At 38.3% G+C, this 25,561-nt stretch carries 20 protein-coding genes, 3 pseudogenes and 1 other annotated feature; of the genes and pseudogenes, 16 read left to right on the top strand and 7 right to left on the bottom strand.

Features of this window, described 5'->3' with window-relative positions; genetic code table 11:
• Window positions 1-32 precede the first annotated feature (32 nt).
• Window positions 33-665, bottom strand: coding sequence for a GNAT family N-acetyltransferase (locus tag NST97_RS08365; protein ID WP_066248879.1), 633 nt, complete (start codon window positions 663-665; stop codon window positions 33-35).
• A 159-nt stretch (window positions 666-824) separates the two neighbouring features.
• Here NST97_RS08365 and acsA point away from each other — a divergent pair, with 159 nt between their 5' ends.
• The gene (gene acsA, locus NST97_RS08360; RefSeq protein WP_341343105.1) at window positions 825-2,540 is read left to right on the top strand and encodes an acetate--CoA ligase; all 1,716 of its coding nucleotides are present in this window, start codon (window positions 825-827) and stop codon (window positions 2,538-2,540) included.
• A gap of 106 nt (window positions 2,541-2,646) precedes the next feature.
• Complete coding sequence (locus NST97_RS08355) at window positions 2,647-3,093, top strand: GNAT family N-acetyltransferase (RefSeq protein WP_340788173.1); 447 nt, start codon at window positions 2,647-2,649, stop codon at window positions 3,091-3,093.
• A 129-nt stretch (window positions 3,094-3,222) separates the two neighbouring features.
• On the opposite strand, the gene NST97_RS08350 is transcribed toward NST97_RS08355, so the two are convergent.
• A complete protein-coding gene (locus NST97_RS08350; protein WP_341343104.1) occupies window positions 3,223-6,012 on the bottom strand; it encodes a transglycosylase domain-containing protein in 2,790 nt (929 codons plus the stop codon).
• Between the two features lie 128 nt (window positions 6,013-6,140).
• Window positions 6,141-6,357 (top strand) — a binding site (T-box leader).
• A 48-nt stretch (window positions 6,358-6,405) separates the two neighbouring features.
• On the opposite strand from NST97_RS08350, the gene tyrS reads away from it, so the two are divergent.
• The 4 genes and pseudogenes from tyrS to NST97_RS08330 all read left to right on the top strand — a co-directional run bounded on the left by tyrS (window position 6,406) and on the right by NST97_RS08330 (window position 12,431).
• Entirely contained in the window at window positions 6,406-7,668 is a 1,263-nt protein-coding gene (gene tyrS / locus NST97_RS08345) for a tyrosine--tRNA ligase (RefSeq protein WP_311066402.1), read from the top strand.
• Between the two features lie 389 nt (window positions 7,669-8,057).
• Complete coding sequence (locus NST97_RS08340; RefSeq protein WP_341343103.1) at window positions 8,058-9,173, top strand: IS4 family transposase; 1,116 nt, start codon at window positions 8,058-8,060, stop codon at window positions 9,171-9,173.
• A gap of 302 nt (window positions 9,174-9,475) precedes the next feature.
• Window positions 9,476-10,704: pseudogene (locus NST97_RS08335) on the top strand (IS256 family transposase).
• Between the two features lie 215 nt (window positions 10,705-10,919).
• A complete protein-coding gene (locus NST97_RS08330) occupies window positions 10,920-12,431 on the top strand; it encodes an Eco57I restriction-modification methylase domain-containing protein (protein ID WP_340734136.1) in 1,512 nt (503 codons plus the stop codon).
• Between the two features lie 3 nt (window positions 12,432-12,434).
• Here the strand turns inward: NST97_RS08330 and NST97_RS08325 are convergent, their stop codons facing one another.
• The 3 genes from NST97_RS08325 to NST97_RS08315 form a co-directional block, all read right to left on the bottom strand.
• Window positions 12,435-13,313: an IS982-like element ISGth1 family transposase gene (locus tag NST97_RS08325; RefSeq protein ID WP_094246354.1), complete on the bottom strand. Its 879-nt coding sequence runs from the start codon at window positions 13,311-13,313 to the stop codon at window positions 12,435-12,437.
• 289 nt (window positions 13,314-13,602) lie between these two features.
• Window positions 13,603-13,785 carry a hypothetical protein gene (locus NST97_RS08320; protein ID WP_340734135.1) on the bottom strand — a complete coding sequence of 61 codons (183 nt, stop codon included), beginning with the start codon at window positions 13,783-13,785 and terminating at the stop codon, window positions 13,603-13,605.
• A gap of 104 nt (window positions 13,786-13,889) precedes the next feature.
• The gene (locus NST97_RS08315; RefSeq protein WP_340734134.1) at window positions 13,890-14,048 is read right to left on the bottom strand and encodes a hypothetical protein; all 159 of its coding nucleotides are present in this window, start codon (window positions 14,046-14,048) and stop codon (window positions 13,890-13,892) included.
• 96 nt (window positions 14,049-14,144) lie between these two features.
• On the opposite strand from NST97_RS08315, the gene NST97_RS08310 reads away from it, so the two are divergent.
• On the top strand, window positions 14,145-14,840 hold the full coding sequence (locus NST97_RS08310; protein ID WP_341343102.1) for a transposase family protein: 696 nt from the start codon (window positions 14,145-14,147) through the stop codon (window positions 14,838-14,840).
• A 27-nt stretch (window positions 14,841-14,867) separates the two neighbouring features.
• Here NST97_RS08310 and NST97_RS08305 read toward each other — a convergent pair.
• Window positions 14,868-16,039, bottom strand: a protein-coding gene (locus NST97_RS08305) for an IS3 family transposase (RefSeq protein WP_249026639.1) whose coding sequence is annotated in 2 segments (ribosomal slippage) — window positions 14,868-15,781 and window positions 15,781-16,039 — 1,173 coding nt in all. Because the reading frame shifts where the segments join, the coding sequence is not laid out codon by codon here.
• Between the two features lie 85 nt (window positions 16,040-16,124).
• Between NST97_RS08305 and NST97_RS08300 the strand changes: the two are divergent.
• The 8 genes and pseudogenes from NST97_RS08300 to NST97_RS08265 form a co-directional block, all read left to right on the top strand.
• Window positions 16,125-16,700: pseudogene (locus NST97_RS08300) on the top strand (ISL3 family transposase); the annotation flags it as partial.
• Window positions 16,701-17,189: 489 nt separating this feature from the next.
• Window positions 17,190-18,464 (top strand): SLC13 family permease, encoded by a 1,275-nt coding sequence (locus tag NST97_RS08295; RefSeq protein WP_340734132.1) that lies wholly within the window; start codon window positions 17,190-17,192, stop codon window positions 18,462-18,464.
• A gap of 117 nt (window positions 18,465-18,581) precedes the next feature.
• A complete protein-coding gene (gene ttdA / locus NST97_RS08290) occupies window positions 18,582-19,481 on the top strand; it encodes a L(+)-tartrate dehydratase subunit alpha (protein ID WP_340734131.1) in 900 nt (299 codons plus the stop codon).
• Entirely contained in the window at window positions 19,478-20,089 is a 612-nt protein-coding gene (gene ttdB / locus NST97_RS08285; protein ID WP_340734130.1) for a L(+)-tartrate dehydratase subunit beta, read from the top strand. The genes ttdA and ttdB overlap by 4 nt, the downstream gene beginning before the upstream one ends.
• Before the next feature lie 20 nt (window positions 20,090-20,109).
• Window positions 20,110-20,907 carry a fumarylacetoacetate hydrolase family protein gene (locus NST97_RS08280; protein ID WP_340734129.1) on the top strand — a complete coding sequence of 266 codons (798 nt, stop codon included), beginning with the start codon at window positions 20,110-20,112 and terminating at the stop codon, window positions 20,905-20,907.
• Between the two features lie 252 nt (window positions 20,908-21,159).
• On the top strand, window positions 21,160-22,245 hold the full coding sequence (locus tag NST97_RS08275; protein ID WP_340734128.1) for an AraC family transcriptional regulator: 1,086 nt from the start codon (window positions 21,160-21,162) through the stop codon (window positions 22,243-22,245).
• Window positions 22,246-22,465: 220 nt separating this feature from the next.
• Window positions 22,466-22,915, top strand: a complete 450-nt coding sequence (locus tag NST97_RS08270; protein ID WP_341343176.1) for a cysteine peptidase family C39 domain-containing protein — start codon at window positions 22,466-22,468, stop codon at window positions 22,913-22,915.
• On the top strand, window positions 22,845-23,465 hold the full coding sequence (locus tag NST97_RS08265) for an ABC transporter transmembrane domain-containing protein (RefSeq protein WP_340734127.1): 621 nt from the start codon (window positions 22,845-22,847) through the stop codon (window positions 23,463-23,465). Before NST97_RS08270 ends, NST97_RS08265 begins: the two co-directional genes overlap by 71 nt.
• 154 nt (window positions 23,466-23,619) lie before the next feature.
• Here the strand turns inward: NST97_RS08265 and NST97_RS08260 are convergent.
• Window positions 23,620-24,840: pseudogene (locus NST97_RS08260) on the bottom strand (IS110 family transposase).
• A 468-nt stretch (window positions 24,841-25,308) separates the two neighbouring features.
• Between NST97_RS08260 and NST97_RS08255 the strand changes: the two are divergent.
• Window positions 25,309-25,497: a hypothetical protein gene (locus NST97_RS08255; RefSeq protein ID WP_341343101.1), complete on the top strand. Its 189-nt coding sequence runs from the start codon at window positions 25,309-25,311 to the stop codon at window positions 25,495-25,497.
• Window positions 25,498-25,561 lie beyond the last annotated feature (64 nt).

The raw sequence follows: 25,561 nt of genomic DNA, 5'->3' as shown, positions 1-25,561 counted from the left end.
TATCCATCCCCTTTCCAAGAATAGCATGGCGATTAATACAAAAATCTGTTTGTAAACCTTAATTGGTCGAATTTCTGAATCGATTCGTTATCTACCCTTTTTCCAATACGAACCATTAGACAGTTTGCAGGATGAGAGCAAATTTCTGGATCATCTGTTGCATACCATTCAAGACCGCCTGCATTCATCATTTTTTCCATCATTTTTCTATACTCCCAAACATTTAAGCCAGTTCCCTTTAAATCCCAATGCCAATAATATTCCGTTGTAATAATGATGTAATCTTCCATTGCATCATCCATCATCGAAACAATCAATAAATTTTTTCCAATTTCACATCCGCGAAATTCTGGAATCACTTCAATGGCTCCTAGCTCAATTAAATTTTCCATCTTTCCTTCAGACCATCGTTCTAGAGGATCAGGGTATAAAAATGTAACGTACCCGATGATTGTTTCGTCTTTTCTGGCAATAATAATCCGTCCTTCAGGAAGCTTGGCAATTTCTACAAGCGCTTTGTGCTGCCTTGGTGCAGGACGGAAAGCTGTTAAATCCTCATGAAATTTATAGCCTGCCAGTTTATCGGGGGGAATTGGCCCTTCGACAATCACCGTTCCATTTGGAGTTTCAATTTCTTTGGCATGATATGTTTTTTTATGTTCCATTCATTACACCGCCTACCAATCTAATAACCTATTCATATTATACAGGAATTGTCGAACATAATCGGATTTGTTTTGTAAAAAATTTTTACAAAATTGCGAAATGGAATAAAAAGTTATATAATGATAAACAAATATACTAATTTTTAGGGGGGTACTTCGATGAAAGTGGAAGCGCTACCAGCAATAAAAGGGAACTACAACTTAGCAAACTATGAGGAAGCATATGCGAGCTTTGACTGGAAAGAAGTAGAGGAGAATTTTTCATGGAGTAAAACTGGGAAAATCAATGCGGCTTATGAGGCGATTGACCGTCATGCAGATGGGCCCAAAAAAAATAAAGTCGCACTTTATTATCGCGATGCGAATCGTGACGAAAAGTATACGTTTGAAGAGATGAAAGAGCTCTCCAATAAAGCTGCGAATGTTTTAAAACAGCATACCGACCTTCAAAAAGGTGATCGGGTTTTCGTATTTATGCCTAGAAGTCCAGAGCTTTATTTTGTCATTTTGGGCGCAATTAAACTGGGAGCTATTGTAGGTCCTTTATTTGAAGCGTTTATGGAGAGCGCGGTAAAGGATCGTTTGGAAGATAGTGAAGCAAAAGTGATTGTAACAACAAAAGAGCTGCTGCCAAGAGTTCCAATTGATGAATTGCCTGCGCTCAAACATGTGGTGGTTGTTGGAGAAGATGTAAAAGAAGAAGGAAAAATAATCGATTTCTTTGCTCATTTTGAAAATGCAAGCAAAGATTTGGAAATTGAATGGGTGGATCGGAGAGACGGACTTCTTTTGCATTATACTTCCGGATCAACAGGAAAACCGAAAGGCGTTCTCCATGTCCATAATGCGATGATTCAGCATTATCAAACAGCAAAATGGGTTCTTGACTTGAAGGAAGAAGATATTTATTGGTGTACGGCAGACCCTGGATGGGTGACCGGAACAGTTTATGGTATTTTTGGTCCGTGGCTCCTAGGTGTTACAAATGTTATTGTTGGAGGCAGATTCAGCCCTGATTATTGGTATGAAACAATCGAAAAATACGGTGTCACTGTCTGGTACAGCGCTCCAACAGCGTTTCGGATGCTGATGAGTGCAGGAGACGAATTGGTGAAAAAATATAATTTAAGCTCTCTGCGCCATATTTTAAGTGTCGGAGAACCTTTAAATCCTGAAGTTATTCGCTGGGGAATGAAAGTATTTAATAAGCGCATTCATGATACTTGGTGGATGACGGAAACAGGCGGGCATCTTATTTGCAACTATCCGTGTATGGATATCCGGCCTGGATCAATGGGCAAGCCGATCCCCGGCGTAAAAGCAGCAATTATTGACGATCATGGAAATGAATTGCCTCCAAACCGAATGGGGAATCTAGCAATTAAAAAAGGCTGGCCTTCCATGATGCAAGCAATTTGGAATAATCCTGAAAAATATGAATCTTATTTTATCGGCGACTGGTATGTATCTGGAGACTCCGCTTATATGGATGAAGATGGATATTTTTGGTTCCAGGGACGGGTTGATGACGTCATTATGACTTCCGGCGAACGGGTCGGACCGTTCGAAGTAGAAAGCAAGCTTGTTGAACATCCTGCCGTAGCGGAAGCTGGAGTTATCGGCAAGCCGGACCCTGTTCGAGGAGAAATTATTAAAGCGTTCGTTGCATTGCGCAGCGGCTATGAAGCATCAGAAGATTTGAAAGAGGATATTCGCCAGTTTGTTAAAAAAGGGCTGGCAGCACATGCAGCGCCACGGGAAATAGAATTTTGCGAAAAACTGCCGAAAACTCGAAGCGGGAAAATTATGCGCCGCGTGTTGAAAGCATGGGAGCTTAACTTGCCAACAGGTGACTTGTCGACGTTGGAAGATTAAAAATAATAGAAGCCGTAAGTCTAGTAAATAGGCTTGCGGCTTTGTTATTGGCATTAATAATAGATTGATAAAATAAACGCTAAAAATGGAAATAGGAGAGAAGCTTATGGAATCATCCCTTTTATTGAAAGAATTGCGAACGAAAGAGGAAATTTTAGAAGGATTTTCAGTGATGAAACATTTGCGGACTCATCTTGATGAACAATCATTTCTTGAATTGGTGCTTGAAGCTAAACAAAAGGAAGGATATCAATTAGTTGCTCTTTACCATCATAATAAAATGGTTGCCATCACCGGATTTATGCCAATGATCACTTTATACTACGGGCGTTTCATTTGGGTTTGTGATTTAGTGACATTGCCTGAAGAACGATCAAAAGGATACGGTGAAAAGCTTTTAACGTATGTTCATCAATATGCTGTAGAAAATGGCTATAATATTGTTTCTTTATCTTCCGGCTTGCAGCGCGTTGACGCACACCGCTTCTATGAAGAAAAAATGCGATACAATAAAGTAAGCTATGTTTTCTTAAAAAAGCTGCCGTCACACTAGCCAGTAAAAGATAAAAAGGACCACGTGCGGTCCTTTTTAAAATATTTATTGGGTGAAAGCAAGTTTTGCTGGGCTGTTTTTTCTGTTTCGTCTACTTTATTGATCGTTTAATGCATCTTTTCCATTCGCCTATTGTCTTGCATTTGCCGTCTGCTTCGGTTTTTGCTGCGGCTCTGTTTTTCCAGATTGCTCCGTTTTTACAATGGCTGAAGGAGGAGACGCTTTTCCTGCCACATCAACTGCAACGACGTAATAGGAGGCAGGAGATTTTCCGACTGAGATGCTTAAGTTATTTTTTGCAGGTATGCTGGCAATTTTTTTGAAACTATTTGAATTAGATGGAGCTGCATAAACTCTGTACCCGATAACATCATATTCACCGCTTTTGCTCCAGGATAATGTTGTTCCGCTAAGCTTTACAGCGGGCACTTTAGAAGGAGCTTTGCCATTATCCTGAAGAACCCTATTGCCGGTCAACGTCAAAGCCTCTAAATTAACTCCGCTAGGAAGAAGTTTAGTCAATTGGGACACGTCTGAAATCCCAAGATTATTCAATACTTCTTTTTTCAGCAGAGGCCCTTCCTGGACGAATTCAGCCGGTGCATTTGCCGGCACTTGATAGGCTACGTTGTCTACTAAAACAAATTTGCCGTACGCCAAGCTTTTATCCACTTTATTCGGCAGAAATTTAGCGTTATACAAGTCAGTTTGAACGAGTCCAGCTTTCTTGCATAATTCAGAAGGCAGATCCCCAGAGAGGGCGCAATACGATCTTGAAACAATTCCTTTAGGCATTTTAAAGGAAGTGTTAGGATCTATTAAGTCAGGTTTGACGCTGTATGCGGCGTTTATTAATTTTGCCCAAAGCAATATATTTCTATTGCTGTAGGTCAAACCTTTGTAGGTCGTTTCCAGCCTTTTCGGCGTGTCATAACCGATCCATGTGCCGAAGGATACATTAGGATTTACAGCAACAAACCATGCATCCCGATAATCCTGCCCAGTTCCTGTTTTTCCAGCCCAATCAGATTGAAATGATAGATACCTTTTTAAAGAGGAAGCCGTTCCGCTTTGAATGACATCCCGCATCATATCAATCATTAAATAGGCTGTTTGAGGGGAAAAGACCTTCTCTTTCTTGCTGTTATGTTGATATATAACTTTTCCGTCTTGTGTTTCAATTTTTTCAATCATGTAGGCGTCGACAAATTCACCGTTATTGGCAAATGTTGCGAAGGCGTTTACGTTTTCCTCCACGGTTACTCCGTAAGTCATTGCCCCAAGAGCGAGGGAGAATGAACTGTAATCTTCTTGAGCAAGTGAACTAAATCCCATTTTTTCTAAATAGGATACCGGATTTTGCGAAATAATTTTTGCATAGGTTTTTACCGCCGGAATGTTATATGAATGTTTCAATGCTGTTCGAATACTTGTTAATCCGTGATAGCCGCCTCCATAGTTTTTCGGCTGATATTTCCCGATTGAAAATGGAAGATCTGCCACAACAGTTCCCGGCTGGACGATGCCCATTTCCATCGCGGGTGCATAGACAGCGAGCGGTTTCATTGTTGAACCGTTTGGTCTTAATGCTCTTGTAGCATGGTTTGTCTGCTCCCTGTTATGATCACGGCCGCCAACAAAGGAGATAATTTTTCCAGTTTTGTTTTCGATTAAAACAGCGCCGACTTCAACCGGTTCCTCGATGGTTACGGTCTTGCCTGTTTCAGGATCTTTTTTCTTTTCAAGCTTTGGACTTCCGTAATACTCGTAGTTTTTGACAACCTCTTGCATTTTGTCATAAATTTTCTTGTTAATGGTCGTATGAATGTTGTAGCCGTTTTGTCTCATGTCTTGATCGGCCAGCGCCATGTATCGATTAAACAGCTCTTTATTATTTTTTCGGAGATCCTCCAGCTTGTGACCGTCTTTTTTCGCCAGCTGCTCAGCCAGTATATCCTTCACTCTTTTTTCAACTTCGTATATAATCCAAGGATATTGCTCAATATCAGGTTTTTTCTTTTTGGCTAAATGAGCCTTTAAATCAAACTTAAGTGCTTCTTCATATTCTTTTTTTGTAATATATCCTTCTGCAAACATTTTTCTTAGGACGGTTTTCATTCGGTTTATACCAGGCTGTAAATCTTCTTTTACTTCTCCGTCCTTTGTGAACGGGGTATAAGCAAAAGGATTTTGAGGGAGACCAGCGATAAAAGCTGCCTGCGGTATCGATAAGTCTTTCGCATCTATGCCAAAAATCCCCTGCGCTGCAGCCTGCACGCCTGCAATGTTTCTTCCGGAGCTGTTTCGTCCAAATGATGATACATTTAAATAGGCTTCTAATATTTGATCTTTCGTAAAATATTTTTCTAATCTCAATGCTAGCAGGATTTCTTTTGCTTTTCTTTCAAATGACACTTCGTTGGTCAATATTTGGTTTTTAATTAATTGCTGTGTGAGGGTGCTTCCGCCGGTTCTGACAGGAGAGTTTGAGAACTCCTGGAAAATCGCCCGCATGATCGCCTTTGGGACAATCCCTTTATGCTCGTAAAAATATTCGTCCTCCACTGCAACAATTGCATGTTTTAAATGCTCGGAAATTTGATCAATTTTGATTTTTTCACGTTCAAGATCTGTGCGAATTTTCCCTAAATAGACATTGTCTGCAAAGTACACTTTCGTTGTTTCAGAATAATCGTAAATGTCTTTTTCCAATTCTTTTTCGGAACGGATCGGCTCATCTTTTACAAGCGATGCAAAATAACCAGCTCCTAATCCTCCGATAAAGGAGAAGCCTATTAAACCGATAACCAATAGTAAAAGAAATAAGTTCCATGTTACGTTATAGGCAATGACCATTTTTTGCTGGTGCTTATGATAAAAGGAGCTTACCTTCCTAAAAAATTCGTACCATTTCTCCATTTTTCATCATCCCTCTACAAAATCTAGTTTATTATAGCATATTTTTTTCTCCGGTTGACGCCCTCTGTTCTAATCTTAGTTGACAAAGGATGTCAATTATGCTAAAAATGTTTATTAATGAAAAAAATACTTGAGCGTTGATTGGAGAAAGTAGCAGGCATTTCCCTGTTTCAGAGAGCTGATGGCCGGTGCGAATCAGCACATAAATGCTTTGTGAATTACCTCCATGAGCATTCTTTGTGAAAGTGAAGTAGCAAAGGACGGTTTTTAGCCGTTATCAGAATGAGTGAAGAACATGCAAATGTTCTTAAGCAGGGTGGTACCGCGTAATTATACGTCCCTTCATGAAGGGGCGTTTTTTATTTGGATAAAATTTGAAAAGGAGTGGGTTTGATGAATGCTTTGCTAGAAGATTTAAAATATCGCGGACTCATTAATCAAGTAACGGATGAAGAAGGATTAGATAAATTGTTGTCAGAGGAACAGGTGAAGCTGTACTGCGGTTTTGACCCGACGGCAGACAGCCTTCATATCGGGCATTTGCTGCCGATTTTAACGTTAAAAAGATTTCAAGAGGCAGGTCATCAACCGATTGCTCTTGTTGGCGGCGCAACAGGCTTGATCGGCGATCCAAGCGGAAAAAAACAGGAAAGAACATTAAATGAAAAAGAAACGGTGAAGCAGTGGTCAGAACGCATTAAGGAACAGCTTTCCCGCTTTTTGGATTTTGAAAAAGAAGGGAATCCGGCCATTTTGGCCAACAACTACGATTGGATCGGGCCATTGGATGTCATCACATTTTTGCGCGATATCGGCAAAAGCTTTGGCATAAACCATATGCTGGCGAAAGAAACCGTGCAGTCAAGAATTGAAACGGGCATTTCCTTTACGGAATTCAGCTACATGATTTTGCAATCGTACGATTTTTTAAAGCTGTACCAAACCTATGATTGCCGCTTGCAAATCGGCGGAAGCGACCAATGGGGAAATATTACGTCAGGACTTGAACTAATTCGAAAAACGGAAGAAAATGCGAAAGCATACGGTCTTACACTCCAGCTCGTCACGAAAGCCGACGGCACAAAATTCGGCAAAACGGAAGGAGGAGCCATCTGGCTCGATAAAGAAAAAACATCGCCTTACGAATTTTATCAATTTTGGATCAATACCGATGACCGGGATGTCATCAAATATTTAAAATATTTTACTTTCTTATCAAAAGAAGAAATTGAACAATTGGCAGAAGAAGTGAAAAATGCTCCTGAAAAACGGTCTGCGCAAAAAGCGTTAGCGGAAGAAGTGACAAAACTTGTCCATGGCGAAGAAGCACTCAAACAGGCAGTCAAAATTTCCGAAGCGCTGTTCAGCGGCAATATAAAAGCTTTAACAGCAGAAGAAATAAAACAAGGCTTTAAAGATGTGCCTTCGTATGAAACGACCGAAAATGAAATCGGATTAGTCGATTTATTGGTTCAGGCGAAAATTTCTCCATCGAAACGGCAGGCAAGAGAAGACATCGGAAACGGTGCGATTTACATTAACGGCGAACGGGTGCAGGAGCTTGATTATATTGTGTCTGAAAAAGACACCATCGAAGGTCAATTTGCTGTGATCCGCCGGGGCAAAAAGAAATATTTCTTAATTCATTTCAAATAATCATAAGCCTCTGCTCACACTTTAGGGGCCTATTAAAATCAATTGGAAAATATACGGGCGAGTGATTCTAAACGACCACCGCTCATACCCGTATTCTATTAAATAGGTCAAAAGCATTCCCCCTTCAATTGAATGGATTAATTTATTCATTGAAGGGGGGTTTTTTCGTACAAAAGAAGCGAAATTTGTCGAAAAATACAGAATTTTGTATGTCAAAAAATGTACCTAAATCTAGCTTTTATAAAGTATCACTAGCATTGCACTAATTAAATCTGATGATTCAAAATACTAAGAATGTTCAATTTTTTATTGATTTCGAAACAAAAAAATCCTTTACAATGGAAGTACAGGTGGTTCCTGTCCAAATCCAATCGTAAAGGATAACCATTATGGACAAGAATACACTAATTTCATCATTTGGTAAATGGGTTTCACCCATAAATATTCAAAAACTTAGCGAACAAGTCAAAGAATTGAAACAGGACTATTACACAAAAAAGCTGACAACAGAAGCCTATATTAAACTTTTATTGGTAGCCCAGCTGCTCGAATTTACGAGCTTAGAGGAAATGAGTGATGCACTTGTAGACGAAGATCTTCAAAAAGCACTCGGATTTGAATCGATAAGTGCCTCTCAGCTATCCCGAAAAAACAATCAGATCCACCCACTAATTCTTGCAAATTTGTTCTTGGATCTTGTTTGGAAAATTCAACGGCACCATTATCAAAACGGAAAGAATATGCCACTGAAAATCATTGATTCAAGTACACTCCCGTTGAATTTGACCCATTATAAATGGGCAAAATTCCGTAAAACAAAAGCTGGTGTAAAGCTACACTTACGGCTCGTTTTCATGGATAAAGACACCGTCTATCCTGAAAAAGCAGTGATTACGACAGCAAAAGAACATGACCGAAATCAACTCGAAGTCCTAGTGGATGATCAAGAAGCCATGTATGTGTTTGACCGCGGTTATGTGGACTATGAACGTTTTGACCGGATGACAGATGATGGCTATTTCTTCGTTTCAAGACTGAAGAAAAACGCAGTCATTCGTGAAGTCTATACATTTTCACTTCCTGATGATTGTCACGTTCTATCCGATAAAATGGTCTACATTGGTACCACACAAAATCGTACTGAAAATGTCTATCGTCTACTAGAAGTTATGGACACAAAAGGGAACTTACTTCGTTTCATCACCAACCGATTTGATTTAAAACCAGAAGAGATAAGTGATATTTACCGATCTCGCTGGGCTATTGAACTCTTTTTCAAATGGCTCAAGCAACACGTAGAAATTAAGCACTTTTATGGAATGAGTGAAACAGCTATTCAAAATCAAATTTTCTTAGCCCTTATCACGTATTGCTTACATGTTCTCATTCAATTGGAGATGAAAAGTAAGAAATCCCTACTTCGAATTACTCGTTGGTTAAAGAGAGCTCTGTGGAAACCAGCTTATGTTTGGTTGCGAAAATTTGATGGGCGAGCCAGTCCATAATCTCCCTTTTGTCGTTGTCGCTCTGGTTTAACTGTATATATTTACCAAATGGGCAGTGCCACCTTTCTTTAGGTTTTGTCTTTTTGGCACAAATTCACAAAAATTAATTAACAGAAAATTCTAACTATATTTATGCAATGCTAATGATTTTAAATAGTTCCTGATAGAATTTATAAAAAACTTTTGGGGAGTTAAGTCCATATAATTGTGTAAAAAGGGAAATAGAAAAAGAGCCATGTTGCTTCCCCTTTGGTAGTATAAACAGTGGACCAAAAACACTAAACATAAGGAGGAATGCAACCATGGCTCAATATCATATTACCCTAAATGATGAACTTTTGCACGGGTTATTCACCAGAGATGAAGGATTAGCTAAGCTATTGGAACAAGTCCTCAATCAAATCCTCGAGGCGCAAGTAGAAGAACAGCTGGGAGCTCGCCGTTATGAACGAACGGAAGAACGAAAAGGCTATCGAAACGGTTCGTATCCACACCAGCTGACGACCCGGGTGGGACGGTTGACCTTGCGCGTTCCACGGACAAGAGATGGGGAGTTCTCTACGGAACTGTTCTAACGGTATCAACGGAGCGAACAAGCACTGGTACTGGCACTAATGGAAATGGTGGTAAACGGGGTGTCTACCCGAAAAATCACTCAAATCACGGAGGAATTATGCGGCACTTCGTTTTCCAAGTCGACGGTCTCCTCGCTGTGCAAGGGACTGGATCCGATTATCCAAGACTGGAATTACCGTTCCCTTCATGAACACGTGTATCCGTTTGTGCTAGTAGATGCTATTTATACGAAAGTCCGGGAGGATGGACGATTACGCTCCAGAGCCGTGTTGATCGCTACAGGAGTGAATGAGGAAGGATATCGAGAAATTCTTGGCCTGCAAATCGGAAACAGTGAATCGGAGTCCAGCTGGAGCGAGTTCTTCGGATGGCTGAAAGACCGGGGACTCCGGGGAGTGGACTTGATCATCTCGGATCAGCACGGCGGGCTGGTGCAAGCCATTGAAAAGCATTTCCAAGGCGCTACATGGCAACGATGCCAGACACATTTTATTCGCAATATCCTCGATGCCGCACCAAAGTATATGCAGGATGCCTTGCTCGAGGAGATTCGTGGGATTCTTCATGTAAGCAAACGGCCCGGCTGTTATTGGAACAAGTGCTGGCCAAATGGGAAGAAAAAGCCCCAAAAGCCATGCAAATCCTCGAAGAGGGATTCGAAGACGCCACCGCCGTATTGGACTATCCGGACCGTTATCGTCGGCGTCTGCGTACGACAAACGGAGTGGAACGGCTGAACGAAGAAATTCGCCGCAGAGAACGGGTCATCCGCATCTTTCCGAACCGGGAATCGGTGTATCGCCTCGTTGGTGCCGTGTTGATCGAAATCGATGAGAAATGGATGTCGGGACGTAAATACTTAGATATGTCCGAATATTGGCAGTGGCGGAAAACGAAAGAGCAAGAAGCTCGATCGGTGAATCAGGAGGCTCCGGCGATCAAGAGAGTGGGATAACCTCTATGCCGTGTCAAGGAGAACGTGGAATACCGGAGCGAAGCGAGGATATGCCGCGAAAGCTCCTTGACACGCCTGTTCCTTGACAACATGATGTTTTGTCCGGAAGGCGACTGGCAGGGAGACTTGCCGGACTTACCTACTATACGTCAAGTCATCAGGTCCATGTTGTCTATCAAAGGGGAATTACACAATAATTTGGACTTGACCCTGCAGTGCTGGGATTAATCTTTGAAAAAATTAATGGTTATAGGGATGGCTCATACTTTACACCTGGTCACATCACAATGTATATGAGCAGATATATTATTAGAAAAGCTGTGGTTGATAAGATAAATGAGGTCAAAGGTTGGAACTGTAAAGATATTTACGAGGTTCAGTTTAGAATTACATCGTTAGATGAAGCAAAAGAAATTAGTGGAATTATAGACACTATTAAAATTTGTGATCCTGCGGTTGGATCAGGACATTTTCTTGTTTCAGTGTTGAATGAACTTATCGCTATTAAAAGCGAACTTAGAGTCTTAATTGATACTGAAGGGCGATCAATGAATGATATTCGTTGTACAGTTGTGAATGACGAATTAGTCATTCAAGATATGAATGGTGATAATTTTACTTATAGAAAAGGAAATCCAGAATCTGAACGTATTCAAAAAGCAATTTTCCATGAAAAAAGAAAATTAATAGAAAACTGTCTATTTGGTGTAGATATTAACCCTAACTCTGTTAATATTTGTCGCCTACGTTTGTGGATTGAATTACTTAAAAGCTCTTACTATTATCATGATGAAGAATCAAATACACAGCAATTAATCACATTGCCTAATATTGATATTAATATCAAGGTTGGTAATAGCTTGCTTCATAAATTTGGCATTCACGATAGTTTAGATAAACGGTTTTCTGAATTGAAAAATTATACACAACTTGTTTCTGAATATAAGGGTGCTAATGACAAACGGAAGAAACAAGATTTGATGAAGCAGATCGATGAAATTAAAAAGCGGTTCTTATCCAGTATTGAAACACCTGAATCACGGCGTGTAAAACGATTAAATCGCAAATTAGCACTAGTTGGGCAAACCAATTTGTTTGCTTCGGATGAAGATGTAAAAAAACAACGTAAAGAATTTGCTGAAATTGAGAAGAAACTTAAAGAAGCAATTGCTGACTTGGAGTATTCGCGTCAAAATCCTCTGTTCCGTAAAGGCTTAGAATGGCGAATGGAATTTCCTGAAGTTCTAGATGATGAAGGTAACTTCGTTGGTTTTGATGTTGTAATTGCTAATCCACCATATATATATTCGTCTGATGGTGCTTTTAGTGAATCTGAAAAACGGTATTTTGAAACAAAATATCCTCTTTGCAAGTATCAAGCAAATACATTTGGTCTTTTTTTAGAACTGAGTTTTAAAATTTTAAGAAAAAATGGATATTGCTCAATGATTATTCCAAATACTTTCCTTACAATTGGTCAATACGATACATTACGTCGATATATCTTGGAACACACAGGCGATGTATTCATTATAAATTCCCATGATAAGATTTTTGAAGATGCATCGGTTGATAATTGCATTGTAAACTTTAAAATGTCATCTCCTAATACAGTTGTTTTAGCGGAACTAATAAATGAAGAAGTATGTATAGTTAACAAAGTTACGCCAGATCAGTTATTAAGATTCAGTGTTATTAATATTTCTTCAACCCGTGGTGCTAGTTGAGTCTTAACGCTCAACTAGCCCAAGAACAACAAGGGAGTAAGCCAGTAAAATACCATCCAGTGCCGTTTCAAATCCAGAAACCGAGTTCGCTCGAATCTCGGTGATCCGATACGAATCGACTAAAATCGAAAACACGGTTTCAATCACTTTGCGTTTTCGTTTCATCCACTGTTTCCATGCGTCGGATTGGAGAATTCGCTGATTTTTTCGAACGGGCGTCCAAAAAGCGACTTGATGCTCTTCGTACAGCTTCTTTTGCAGTTTTTGGCTGATGTACCCTTTGTCACCTAGGTTATATGGATGTGGAATTTGCGTCATGACGGTTTCAGCGGCCACCCGGTCGTGACAAGACGCTTCGGTGACAACATATCCCATCGGAAGCCCTTGGTCGGTGACTTGCAGGTGAAGTTTCAACCCATAGAAAGTGATCCTTTTGGAAGCACAATAGCCAATATCCGCAATTCCACGAAACCGTTTGGCGCGATACATTCGAGCTGAATGACACAGCTCGATCGGCAAACTGTCCACGACCGCATACGCATGGTGTTGTCCACGCTTGGCCAGCTGGTGCCGCATCCACTTGATCGCAAAGCCAAGCGCTCGGCAGCGACGGTTGTATCGAGAACGTTCAGGGAACAAGTCCTTGGAAAACAAATTCCCGATCACAAACCGGTGCCAAGCCCGTTCGGAAGTGAAGCCTAACAACTTTCCAAGGACATGGACGGCGATGATGACCTCGTCCTTCTGTTTCAACAAATGAAGATTTCGACGTTGAAGATGAATCTGGATACTCGATAGTTGAGCTGATACAAAACACAAAATCGATACATATTGTTTTTGAAGTTTGGCTCGATCTGTTGTAAAATGAAAGTGCTCTTGCATGTGAATTCTCCTTTTAAATGTTTGGTCGCACTTTCATTTTAAGGAGATCCTCATGCAAGGGCTTTTTTTATGCTTGTCTGATTTTATCTAGCACCACGGGTTTTAAATATCTTCTTAGGCTCCTTTAAATTTAATTCAGGAGTAATTTACACTATTCGGACAGCCCCTCTTAAAAATTAGATTTTTCGATAATCCTCTCTAGCTCCTAACCACTCTTTCCCATATTGATATAATGTTAAAGCAGCACCGAATGGACCTACTTTAACGGCACCTCCAACAACTTTTTTAATTAAAGCCAACTCAATAGATTACCAGCTTTTAACGCTTTTATTATATCATCTGCAAAACTTGCTACTCCAAAAGTAACCAAATCAAGCTCTTTACCCCTTAACCCATCTGCATGTCCTTGAAATCTAATAAAATTAGAATTATTTTTTCTTGTGTCTTTATAGTAAGGTTTTTGCCCAGCCATAATTGCTGTCGCCTTACTGTCAGAAAACACTCTATATCTAACATCTGCTACGTAAGATCCACCATCAGTATAATAATAATTTACTGCAAAAACACGGTTGCTTTTCAAATTACTACTATTGTTATACTAGTATCAATAAGAATCTTTTCACCTTCTTCTGATTCCACTTCAATCTTATCAGAGTCTACTTCAGAAACAATAGTAGTTCCTTCATCTATCAACAATTTATTTTCTCCATCAACTTTATAAAAAATTTGATTCATCACCACATTTTGTGATTTAACCTAAAAAATAAGGAAAACACTCACGAATTCCTGGCAATAATGTTAGCGTCACTTAACATAACAGGAGGTTCTAAAGTGTTTTCCGTATCACTAGATTTGCCAGAATTTGAAGTTGTTAAACAAGTGTTTCTTGAAGATTGCAATTTGTTACATGTCGAGAAAAATACTACAGAAGAACGCTGTTCTTACTGCGGTTTTTTTTCTAGTCATGTCCATGACTGGCGGACAAGAAAGGTTCGTGACTTGTCCGTATTGGGTAAGCCCCTTTTCTTATTTGTCAGAGTGTATAGATACCGTTGTCACAACTGTAATGAGGTATTTTCACAAACATTTGAATCTATCAGTCCTAATAAGCATCAGACCAATCGGTACAGAGAATATCTGTACGAAATGTGCATTGGCTCTACTATCCAAGAAGTGAGTCGAAAGGAAAAAATACCTTATACAACCGTTGAAAGAATATTTTATTCCGTTGCTAAAGAAAAAGAGAAGGAGCATTTAGAAACTCTTGAAAGTGTTTTAGAAAACAATGAATTAATCCTTAGCCTTGATGAGATCGCTGTCCGAAAGGGTCACCGATATGAAACAGTTCTTATGGATACCCAATCCGGGAGTGTGCTTGGTATGGAACATCAACGGAGTTATCATTCAACTCAGATCTTACTTGCCAAGAAGATTCTGTCTAATAATGGTATTATGTCAATAATATGGACACAAAAAATTAAGATTTTCACTTTGAACTCTACCGCGCTTTCGCTTGGTGGCCTCTAGATAAGATTGAGAGTTTCACTCGCAATCTTATCTAGAGGTTGTAATATCTTGATTCCTACTGTAATAGAGTTTTTCATACGCAATAGGAGACATATAATTATTAGAAGAATGAATCCGTTGATCATTATAAAAACTCACAATATATTCAAATATGCTTTGTTCCGCTTGCTTACGAGTTTGATAGTCTTGAAGAAAAACAAGTTCTTTCTTGATTACGCTATGAAACGATTCCATGCAAGCGTTATCGTAACAATTTCCTTTTCTGCTCATACTTGTCTTGATATGATGTTCACGTAATAACTTTTGATAATCTTTAGATGCATACTGGCTACCGCGATCTGAATGATGGACCAACCCTTCCTTAGGTGGTTGAGTTCTTATTGCTCGTTCTAATGCTGTTATTACTAACTCTTTGTTCATTCTTTTACTCATATACCAACCAATAATCCGCCTTGAAAACAAGTCCATTATCGTAGCTAAATACAGCCATCCTTCACGAGTCCAAATATACGTAATATCCCCAACCCACACTTTACCTGGTTTGTCTACTTCAAACTGTTGATTTAATAAGTTCGGATAAACTGGCAAGTTATGCTTCGAATTGGTTGTTGCTTTATACTTTTTCATAGTTTTTGAGCGAATATTGTTCTCACACATAATACGGCTGACCGTCTTTTGTGAGACCTTCGTTCCTTGTTCGTTAAGTACCTTTGTAATTTTAGGACTACCATATAGGCCTCTTGATTCTAAATGTGCACGTTTAATCTTAGCTGTTAGCTTTTCTTTTCGTTTCTTTTGTTGACTCTTTTCACGCTTTTTCCAAGCATAATATCCACTTTTTGCAACACCTAATACTTGGCACATCTTCGCTACACGAAACTCGTGTTGGTGTTTTTCAATGAAGTCATATATTACTTCTGGTTTTTGGCGAAGATGCCCATAGCCTTTTTTAAGATTGCGTTCTCTTCCTCCAAATCCTTTATACGCTTATTTAATTCACGCATAGCTGCATCCTCAGGTTTTAAGTTGCCACTCCCAACAAAACTATTTACTGGATCCTTTTTATAATCACTCACCCATCTATGTAAGGTTTTTGGTGAAATATCTAGTTGTCTAGCCGTTGCTGTAATTTGTTTTCCACCTTCTAAAACTAATTTTACTGCTCCTTCTTTAAATTCTTTATCAAATCGCTTTGCCATTATGGCCACACTCCCTTGAATTATTATATTAACTATAAACTTCTCAATTCTGTGTGTCCATAATTTAGACTAACACCATAAATGTGTTCATACCGTTGTTATGGATATGTGGGATCCCTTCCATAAAGCTGTTAAATCTATATTCCCAGAGGCCTGTATCGTCATTGATAAATATCATGTGGTGCAAAAGGTGACACATGCACTTGACCAAGTTAGAAAGAAAACTCCTGGACTAAAAAAGGGACGGTTTAAACTCTTGAAAGGTTCTGAAAAGTTAACGGCTAATGAAAAACAACAATTAGACGAGATGCTCAAAGAGCATTCAGAATTGTCATATGCCTATTTTCTAAAAGAACTCTTTAGAGAAATATACCAAGTGAATGACTATGATACAGCTGATTCACTCTTAGAAGAATGGATTCAACTCGCATGGAGCAGCCCATTTCCTTCATTTCATCAAGTTGCCAAGACGATAGAAAATTGGAAGGCACAAATTTTACAATATTTTCTTACACCTTTTACGAATGGCCGGATTGAAGGTACAAACCATAAGAGTAAGAACATCAAAAGACGTGCTTTTGGCTTCAGAAACCTTGAAAGATTTCGGCTACGTGTATTTTTGGAATGTACAGGTAAAACTTATAAAAATCAGGTTGCTTAACCATGCCCTTCATCAGCTTTCCGCATTGTAGTTGGTAGAATGGAATCCGTCAAGGAAAGCGCTTGACCTCTTCCATTCTACCCACTTAGTGGTCTGCAAGCTGACGAAGGAGCTACTCTAGATTGAGTATCAATCTCGCTAACTTATTACCGGAATTGTGTGAACATCACAGAATATGGTGATGAGACAAAAATTTTTAAAAATAAAAAATATAAAGTTTTTACTAAGTATTTTTTTATATTGTTGAAGATAATGAAATTTTGTGGATATTGTGCGTTTATGCCTTATAAGGTTAATTTTATTATTTGAATATTTAGGTTATTTTTTGTTAGCGCTTACTTTTTATTTGGCGATATCAAAAAGTGCTAATTAAAACGAGAAAATAAAGATTTAAAAAATTGGATAGAATAAGCGCTTGTAAATGATTACTATATGCATCAAGAAGAGGTCTTCTATATTCAAAATAAAGAATGAGAAAGGGGATGTTGGATGAGCGAGGTGTTTATCACTTTATTTTTTCTAGTATTTGCTATTGTTATGTTTGTATGGGAAATAATCCCTTTATCTATCACGGCAATGATCGTTGCAGTTGGTCTTACGGTTTCCGGGGTTCTTGAGCCTGCTGATGCTTTTGCTGGGTTCGTTGATGGAAATGTTCTTCTTTTCATGGCGATGTTTATTGTTGGTGCTGCTTTTTTTGAAACGGGTATGGCACAAAAAGTCGGAGAGGTTGTTACTAAATTTGCTAAAACAGAAAAACAGTTAATTATAGCTGTGATGATCGTTACTGGATTAATGTCTGGATTTCTTTCTAATACTGGAACAGCAGCAGTTTTAATACCGTGTGTCATAGGTATTGCAGCGAAATCCGGTTTTTCGCGTTCCAGATTATTGTTACCTCTTGTGTTGGCTGCTGCAATGGGAGGGAACTTAAGTTTAATTGGTGCGCCTGGAAATATGATTGCTCAGTCAGCGCTTCAAGAGATTGGATTAGAATTCGGCTTTTTTGAGTATGCCAAAGCAGGTTTACCAATTCTTATTGTAGGTATTTTGTACTTCAGTTTATTTGGTCATAAGGTTTTACCAAGGGGTGAAGATACTCTTTTAGATTCAGATTCCATTTACAATAAGCAAATCGATTATTCAAGCATACCGAAATGGAAACAGCATATGTCCTTCATTGTGCTCGTATTAACTATTTTGGCGATGGTATTTGAAAAACAAATTGGAATAAAGCTTTATGTGTCAGCGTGGATAGGAGCATTAATATTAGTAGCGATGCGGATTATTTCTAAAAGTAATGCGATGAAGTCAATAGATATGGATACGATCATGTTATTTGTCGGTTCTCTCGCACTAGCTAAAGCTATAGATGTAACTGGAACAGGGGCGGTCATAGCCGATTCAATTATTGGTGCTGTAGGAAACACTTCATCTCCTTACGTTCTGTTGTTCGTTATTTTAATACTTTCGGCGATGATGACAAACTTTATGTCGAATACGGCGACAACTGCATTGCTCGTTCCTATAAGTCTTTCCATTGCTAGTGCTATGGGTGCAGATCCAAGGGCCGTTTTAATGGCAACAGTAATTGGTGGTTCCATGGCTTATGCGACACCTATTGGAATGCCGGCAAACACAATGGTCTATGGTCTAGGGGGGTATAAGTTTAAAGATTATGTAAAAGCTGGCGCCCCGTTAATTATTATTTCAATTATTGTTTCGATGATTTTGTTACCGATTTTCTTTCCTTTCTATAGGTAAAATGGTGGTTAAGCGCTTTATTTTAGCTTATAAACAAAAGTACCATTGTTCAAACTCATACTTAAAAGTTGAATCGACTTAAAAATTATCTTATTAGAAAGTGAGGTTGAGATTTTGATGGATAAAAAACAGCAAAAAGAAAAAATGATTGAACTGATGTCAAATTTTATTTCACTCGTTAGCTATAAGCTTCCAGATGATGTGGAAAGTAAATTGAGAGAACTGAGTGAAGAGGAAAGCAACCAGCTTGCTAAAACCATATACAAAACGATGTTTGAAAATCAAAAGATAGCTTATAAGTTAAAGAGACCTTCCTGTCAAGATACTGGTGTACTACAGTTTTTTGTGAAATGCGGCGAAGACTTTCCTTTAATTGGACAGTTAGAAAGTATTTTAAGAGAGAGCACCTATAAAGCAACAAAAGAAACTCCATTACGTCATAATTCGGTTGAAACATTTGATGAATATAATACTGGAAAGAATATCGGAAGCGGTACACCGAGCATTTTTTGGGAGGTAGTAGAAGGTAGTGACAAAGCAGAAATTTATACTTATATGGCAGGCGGGGGGTGTACACTTCCGGGAGTGGCAACGGTTCTAATGCCGAGTGAGGGATATGAAGGAGTTGTCAAGTTTGTGCTTGATCGTATGACAAGCTACGGAATTAATGCATGTCCTCCTCTTCTCGTCGGAGTAGGTATCGGTACATCAGTTGAAACAGCAGCTTTAAATTCAAAGCTGGCACTTATGAGACCTGTCGGTAGTCGAAATGAAAATGAAAACGCTGCTAAATTAGAGAAACTTCTCGAAGATGGAATAAATGCGATCGGTCTTGGTCCTCAAGGATTAAAAGGTTCGAAGTCTGTCATGGGAGTTAACGTCGTGAACTCAGCAAGACATCCTTCTACTATCGGAGTAGCAGTTAATACAGGTTGTTGGTCGCATAGAAGAGGCAAAATCACTTTTGATAGAAATTTGAACTATGAAATTCACACACACAAGGGGGTAAAGTTGTGAATAAGAAAATATTAACTACTCCAATAACAGATGAAGATCTAAAGAATATAAGAATAGGAGATATTATTTACTTAAACGGAACGTTAGTTACTTGCAGAGATGTCGCTCATAGAAGAGTGGTTGAAGGAGGAATTCCGTTACCGATTGACCTTAAAGGAAAAGCGATTTTCCATGCGGGTCCCATCGTGAGAGAAACTGAGGATAATAAGTATGAGATTGTTTCTATCGGCCCTACTACAAGCATGAGAATGGAAAAATTCGAAAAACAATTTATAGAAAAAACTGGCGTTAAACTGATTATCGGAAAAGGTGGAATGGGGAAAAGGACAGAAGAAGGGTGTAAAACTTATAAAGCTCTTCATCTCGTCTTTCCCGCTGGTAATGCAGTTTATGCTGCAACAAAAGTTGAACGAATTAAGGAAGTTTATTGGACAGACTTAGGAATGCCGGAGTCACTTTGGGTATGTGAAGTGAAGGAATTTGGCCCTTTAATTGTTTCAATTGATGCAGAAGGTAACAATGTATTCGAACAAAATAAAGCGGAGTTTAATAGAAAAAAAGAAGAGCAATATGAGTACATTAGCAAGCAGGTAGGGTTTATTAAGTAGTCGAGGGAGTTTTGTGAATCATGCGAATAATGACCAAGACCCAAACGATAGTTCGGTATCAACGATATGAGGGCAATATTTTCTATGGCGTTTTAGAAGGAGATGAAATTTTACAACTGTCTAGTGATTTTAAGGACATTGTCCACAATGAATTAAAATACGATGGTGAAAAAGTAAAATATAGTGATGTGCAGATTTTAGAACCGATAGTACCATCAAAGATTATTAATTTCGGCTGGACATATGCTGAACATGCTGTTGAAACGGGAGGGAAGGTTGGTCTCCAAGAACCATTTTTGTTTTTAAAGCCGCCGTCTTGCTTGATTCCGGATCAAGGGGATATTATCATTCCGCCAAGTGATTTAACTAACCAGGTGGAGATGGAAGGAGAAGTAGCGCTTATTGTTGGAAAGCAAGGAAAAAATATAAAAGAAGAACATGCATTAGATTATATTTTCGGCTGTACGATATTTAATGATGTGACTGCGAGGGATCTTACAAAAACGGATCCGCAATTTACTAGAGGTAAAGGATTTGATACTTTTGGTCCTATTGGTCCGTATATTGTAACGGGTATAGATCCAACTAATTTACGAATCGTTACGACTTTAAATGGGAAAGTTGTGCAAGAAGGTAATACGAATCAGATGTTATTTTCGATCCCTTATCTCATAAGTTGGGTTTCGAGAATTATGACGTTAGAGCCCGGCGATGTTTTAGCTACAGGATCTCCTTCCGGCAGTTGTGCGATGAAGCGAGGAGATACTGTAGTCGTCGAAGTAGAAGGTATGGGTAAGCTTTGTAATTATGTGAAGTAAGAGCAAATAGTCTTTACCCGTGGTGCTAGTTGAGCGTTAACACTTAACTAGCACCACGGGTATTTTGATTGTTTGTGCGGATTATTTCCAATCCTGGATACGGTTGTGGAAGAAAGGGGATTAGGACTTACTATCCCATAGAAGGACGGTGAAAAAGTTCACTCTGAGAGAGGGGATGATAGGGCTTGTGTCGAAAAAAGTAAAAGAATGTTGTCGGGCTGTTTACAAATATGAAAAAGTCGGGGGGATTTAATGAGTATCGTATACTATGAATGGAAGAATGATAAAAAAGATATAGATGTAAAGCAGTACGTGTATTATATTAAGCATTATCATTACAACTGGCATGAATCATTAGAGTTCATCATCGTTCTTCAAGGTGAGGTTGAAATGAGCGTAAACGGGAATATATATATTCTGCAAGAAGACGATATTATGCTCGTTAACTCTAATGTTGGGCATGCTACTATTGCGAAAAAGATAAATTCAATAGCTATGGTTATTCATATTAATCCGATATATTTTCGCTCTTATTACAAAGACTATCATTTACTTCAGTTTTCATGTAGATCTAACTTTAAAACTAGAAATAATGAGAGTTTTAGCCGATTAAGAAATTTAGCGCTCGAAATGGTTAAATATATAAAAGGTGAACATCCTGAAGAAAAAATTTACTTCGAGAGCCTTCTTAATCAGCTAATAGCCAATTTGATCAGAGATTTTCCTCCGAAAATGATGTCTTCAAAAGAGTTAGTTAGAAATAAAAAGAGAAAAGAAGATGTAGACAATATTGTTGCGTATATTGAAAAAAACTATAAAAATAAAATTAGTCTTGAAGAGCTTTCATCATTTTCAGGATATCATGAAAGTTATATTTCTCAAATTGTAAAGCAACAGCTCGGTATTAATTATTACGAATATCTCACAAGAATTAGACTTCGTGAAGCTACGTATGACTTAACGGATTTAAAAAGAAAAATTTCTGATATCGCTTTGTCACACGGTTTTTCTGATGTCAAGTCTTTTAATATTGCATTTAAGAAAAACTTTGGAAAAACGCCTTCAGAGTACAGGAAGCAGCTCCTCAAAGAAAAGATGCACGAGACTGAGTTGCGGGAAAAGAGATATTTAGAGGAATATGAGTTTAATACGTTGCTTATGGGCAGGGAAGAAATCAAAAATAAAGTTGTTGCCGACCAAATCAGTAACAAGAAAATACCTAAAGGTTTGAGCGAAGAGGACTTTCTTGATATGAAGGAAATTATAGATAGTTTAGATGATTCTGTTGTTAAACTTATAAATCTATATGATAAATGGCGTAGAGAAGCAAATGATTAGTACTTGATCCTTCCTAATGCCAAGCGTTGAAGACAAAAAGGCGAAAATCGCACCTACAAACAGGATGCGAGAAAAAGAAAACGTTTACAAAAATCGAAATCACAGAAAATTAAAACAAAAAAAGGAACCTTAAATTGGCAATATAAAAAAACAAGACCCAACCGCTGTTTAAGTAAACAGATCGAATGCTGGATGCTTCCTTAGATTATCGAGCAACTTTATATGGGGTGGCGGGCATGATAGTCTAAAAAAATACTATTGTATAAAGCAACATGACATAAAGGACTGTGGTCCTGCTTGCTTAGCAACGATAGCGAAACAATATGGTCTAAAAATTCCTATTTCCAAATTAAGAGAGATAGCGAAAACAGATAAGCAAGGTACAAACTTATATGGATTAATTAAAGCAGCAGAGCAACTAGGGTTTACAGCAAAAGGTGTGAAGGGAAATAAAGAGAGTTTTTTTAGTCCATTTCCTTTGCCCGCTATTGCACATGTCGTAATCAATAATAGTTTGTTGCACTATGTTGTTATTCATAAGATTACAAAAGAGCAAGTCATTATTGCTGATCCTGCATCCTGCAGAAGGCTTGAAAAAAATGAGCCCAGAAGAATTTTTTCAGATTTGGACAGGGGTTTTAGTCCTTCTTGTTCCTGCTCCAACATTTGAAAAAGGAGATCAGACTAAAGGGTTATTTCAGAGGTTTATTGGTTTATTAAAGCCACAAAAAGGCATTCTTCTACAAATATTCTTTGCAAGTATTTTATTTACCATCTTTGGAATTATTGGTTCGTTTTATTTCCAATTTTTAATAGATGACATATTGACACAGAGTTTAGAAAAATCTCTTCATGTTTTATCTATCGGAATCATAGTACTATATACATTTAAAGTGTTACTAAATGCTTTTCGATCTTATCTACTTATTCATTTAAGTCAAAAGTTAGATTTAGGACTTGTACTTGGATACTATCATCATGTTTTATCTTTACCAATGAACTTTTTTAGTACAAGAAAAGTTGGAGAAATTATTTCTAGGCTAATGGACGCCTCAAAAGTAAGAGATGCTATTTCAGGTGCGACTTTAACGATTATGATTGATACTCTAATGGTCGTTATTGGTGGTGCCATTTTATATGCACAAAATACACTTCTTTTTGGTGTAACTGTTTTGCTTGTTCCTTTATATGCCTTAGTTGTATGGCTTTCTTACGATTAGTCAAGAGGTTTATCAATAGTTATTTGAGATCATTAATCTTTTTTTGGCGGAAGGGGTACCCCTTCCGCCAAAAAAAGATTTTCGCATGCCAAATAGACCTAACGATTTTTGCTTTTTTTCGCTAGGCCCATTATGTTATACTTTTACTACACAATTACGAAGATACTGAAGCGATTTCGTAATTGTACGTTAAATTGTGTGTAATAAGGTGGAAAAGGCACTTCAATAACTTATTCACACATGCGATGGACGCAACTTTATAACATTTGTTATAGGGTTGCGTTTTTAATTTGTCATAGTATTCTACAAAATGATTGTGTCCAAAGCGTCTGTTGGCGGATCATATTTTGAATCGTAAAATAAAGGATTTTGCGCAGATGACTGTTGCCACGCTTATTGATTTTATCTTTGTAAAACAAGGTGCCTGATTGAAAACGCCTTATATCAATTCCTGCATAGGCATTGAGTTGCTTATGATTTTCGAAGCGTGTCATGTCGCCTATTTCTCCAATCAAACGAACGGCTGTATTTTTCCCTATACCAGGAATACTGATTAAGATTTGATATTCATTTCGTTCTTCTGAAAGAACAACCATCTGCTGAATCAGTTCCTCACGTTTTCTCAAAATGGCTAAAGAACGTTTGGCATAATCTTTTAGCTGTTCACAGCGAATGTCGTCTTGATCCACTGCTGGATACGAATCCTGTGCTGCACTTATTAACTGTATGGCCTTTTTCTCTGCCGTTTTAGGCGCTAATTTCTTATCTGTGTTGGCAAGTAGTCGGTTGCGTACAACCGTTTTTGAAAGATTTTTAACGTAATCAGGATGTGGGAATAGCTGTAGGATATTTAAAAACAGTTCGGATTTTTGTGTGAACAGCGATTCCATTTCTGGGAAAGTCAGTTGTAGTAAAGTGTGCATTCTACTTCGAAGCATCGCTAATTCTTCGTCTAATTCATGATAGTATCGGGAAAGCGCACGCATTTGGTCGAAGTAGTGGTCCTGCGGTTTTTTTATGCGCCGTTCGGTTGTAAAGTGAGTTTGGGCCAAACGGTGGGCATCACTTTTATCGGTTTTATGAATGCGCATAGTAGCCGTTTGAATCTTTGATTCAAGGGGATTTAACAGACAGTACGGAAAACCGTGATCATTCATAAAGCGCTCTAATGGTCGGGAATACACGCCTGTTGCTTCAAATACAATGGCTGGAACTTGTCCATCTTTTTGTACTAAATCGATGATTCGTTTATTTAGCTGTTCAAAATGGGGGCGATTATGCAAAATTTCCCCTCAAAAATACAAGAACGTGCAGCGTTATAAATCACCATATAACTTTTTCCCATACTGACATCAAAAGCAATGACGCTTTTCATATACATTCCTCCTGATTTTTATGTAGAAGTCTTCACTTCACCTTATCGATTCCCTTTTCTTATACACGATCTCAAGGATCCAACATACTGAAACTGATTCTTATAAGGGCAGTGAAGTAGGCCAGTTTTTCATACGAACTCAAGGTTCTGGGGCTGTCACGACCTATTCTCCACTTCTACTATAAAAAAATAGTAGCACAGACCATGGCCGTGGTCTGTGCTACTAATCTTAGTATGTTTCTTATGTTTTCTTGCTTAAAAAAATAACTTTTATCATATATAAGCCTCTCCATACCATACCCTGTCAAAAAGTTGGTAAAAAATTTATAAATGAAAATGTGTAAAAGTAGTTTCTTTTCAAAAATATCCTATGATACCATTCAATTATTAGGTATTAAGATATGGTTTTTGTGAAGAGGAGTGGGATGAATTTCCAAATATCAATTTAAGATTTCCGGTAAAATTTTTTTGGTAATATCCATTGTAATTTATTTATTGGTCGGAGCTTATATGGTAGGAACAGGATATTATATCGATGAGGAGGCACCTGATGCGCTTGTTTTTCATAAATTTGGCTTTTTGGAATTAATCATCCTGTCCTATGCGTACATTTTTTTAGGACTTGCAGTAGGGTTTGGGAAAAGGAAAGAGAATTGAAATTGGAAATCCCCAAGGAATTTGGAGCCGTGGAGACGGGATATAAGGATGTAATCCATAATAA

The organism is Aeribacillus sp. FSL K6-1305, assembly GCF_038050115.1.
Taxonomy (GTDB): Bacteria; Bacillota; Bacilli; order Bacillales; family Aeribacillaceae; genus Aeribacillus; species Aeribacillus composti.
Note: the sequence above shows the minus strand (reverse complement) of the source record. Positions and strands in the feature narration are given on the sequence as shown.

Excerpts from the sequence above, each read along its gene's own strand:
- NST97_RS08365 (WP_066248879.1), bottom strand. The coding sequence starts at position 665 with ATGGAACATAAAAAAACATATCATGCCAAAGAAATTGAAACTCCAAAT.
- acsA (WP_341343105.1), top strand. The coding sequence starts at position 825 with ATGAAAGTGGAAGCGCTACCAGCAATAAAAGGGAACTACAACTTAGCA.
- NST97_RS08355 (WP_340788173.1), top strand. The coding sequence starts at position 2,647 with ATGGAATCATCCCTTTTATTGAAAGAATTGCGAACGAAAGAGGAAATT.
- NST97_RS08350 (WP_341343104.1), bottom strand. The coding sequence starts at position 6,012 with ATGGAGAAATGGTACGAATTTTTTAGGAAGGTAAGCTCCTTTTATCAT.
- tyrS (WP_311066402.1), top strand. The coding sequence starts at position 6,406 with ATGAATGCTTTGCTAGAAGATTTAAAATATCGCGGACTCATTAATCAA.
- NST97_RS08340 (WP_341343103.1), top strand. The coding sequence starts at position 8,058 with ATGGACAAGAATACACTAATTTCATCATTTGGTAAATGGGTTTCACCC.
- NST97_RS08325 (WP_094246354.1), bottom strand. The coding sequence starts at position 13,313 with ATGCAAGAGCACTTTCATTTTACAACAGATCGAGCCAAACTTCAAAAA.
- NST97_RS08320 (WP_340734135.1), bottom strand. The coding sequence starts at position 13,785 with ATGGCTGGGCAAAAACCTTACTATAAAGACACAAGAAAAAATAATTCT.
- NST97_RS08315 (WP_340734134.1), bottom strand. The coding sequence starts at position 14,048 with ATGAATCAAATTTTTTATAAAGTTGATGGAGAAAATAAATTGTTGATA.
- NST97_RS08295 (WP_340734132.1), top strand. The coding sequence starts at position 17,190 with ATGAGCGAGGTGTTTATCACTTTATTTTTTCTAGTATTTGCTATTGTT.
- ttdA (WP_340734131.1), top strand. The coding sequence starts at position 18,582 with ATGGATAAAAAACAGCAAAAAGAAAAAATGATTGAACTGATGTCAAAT.
- NST97_RS08280 (WP_340734129.1), top strand. The coding sequence starts at position 20,110 with ATGCGAATAATGACCAAGACCCAAACGATAGTTCGGTATCAACGATAT.
- NST97_RS08275 (WP_340734128.1), top strand. The coding sequence starts at position 21,160 with ATGAGTATCGTATACTATGAATGGAAGAATGATAAAAAAGATATAGAT.
- NST97_RS08265 (WP_340734127.1), top strand. The coding sequence starts at position 22,845 with ATGAGCCCAGAAGAATTTTTTCAGATTTGGACAGGGGTTTTAGTCCTT.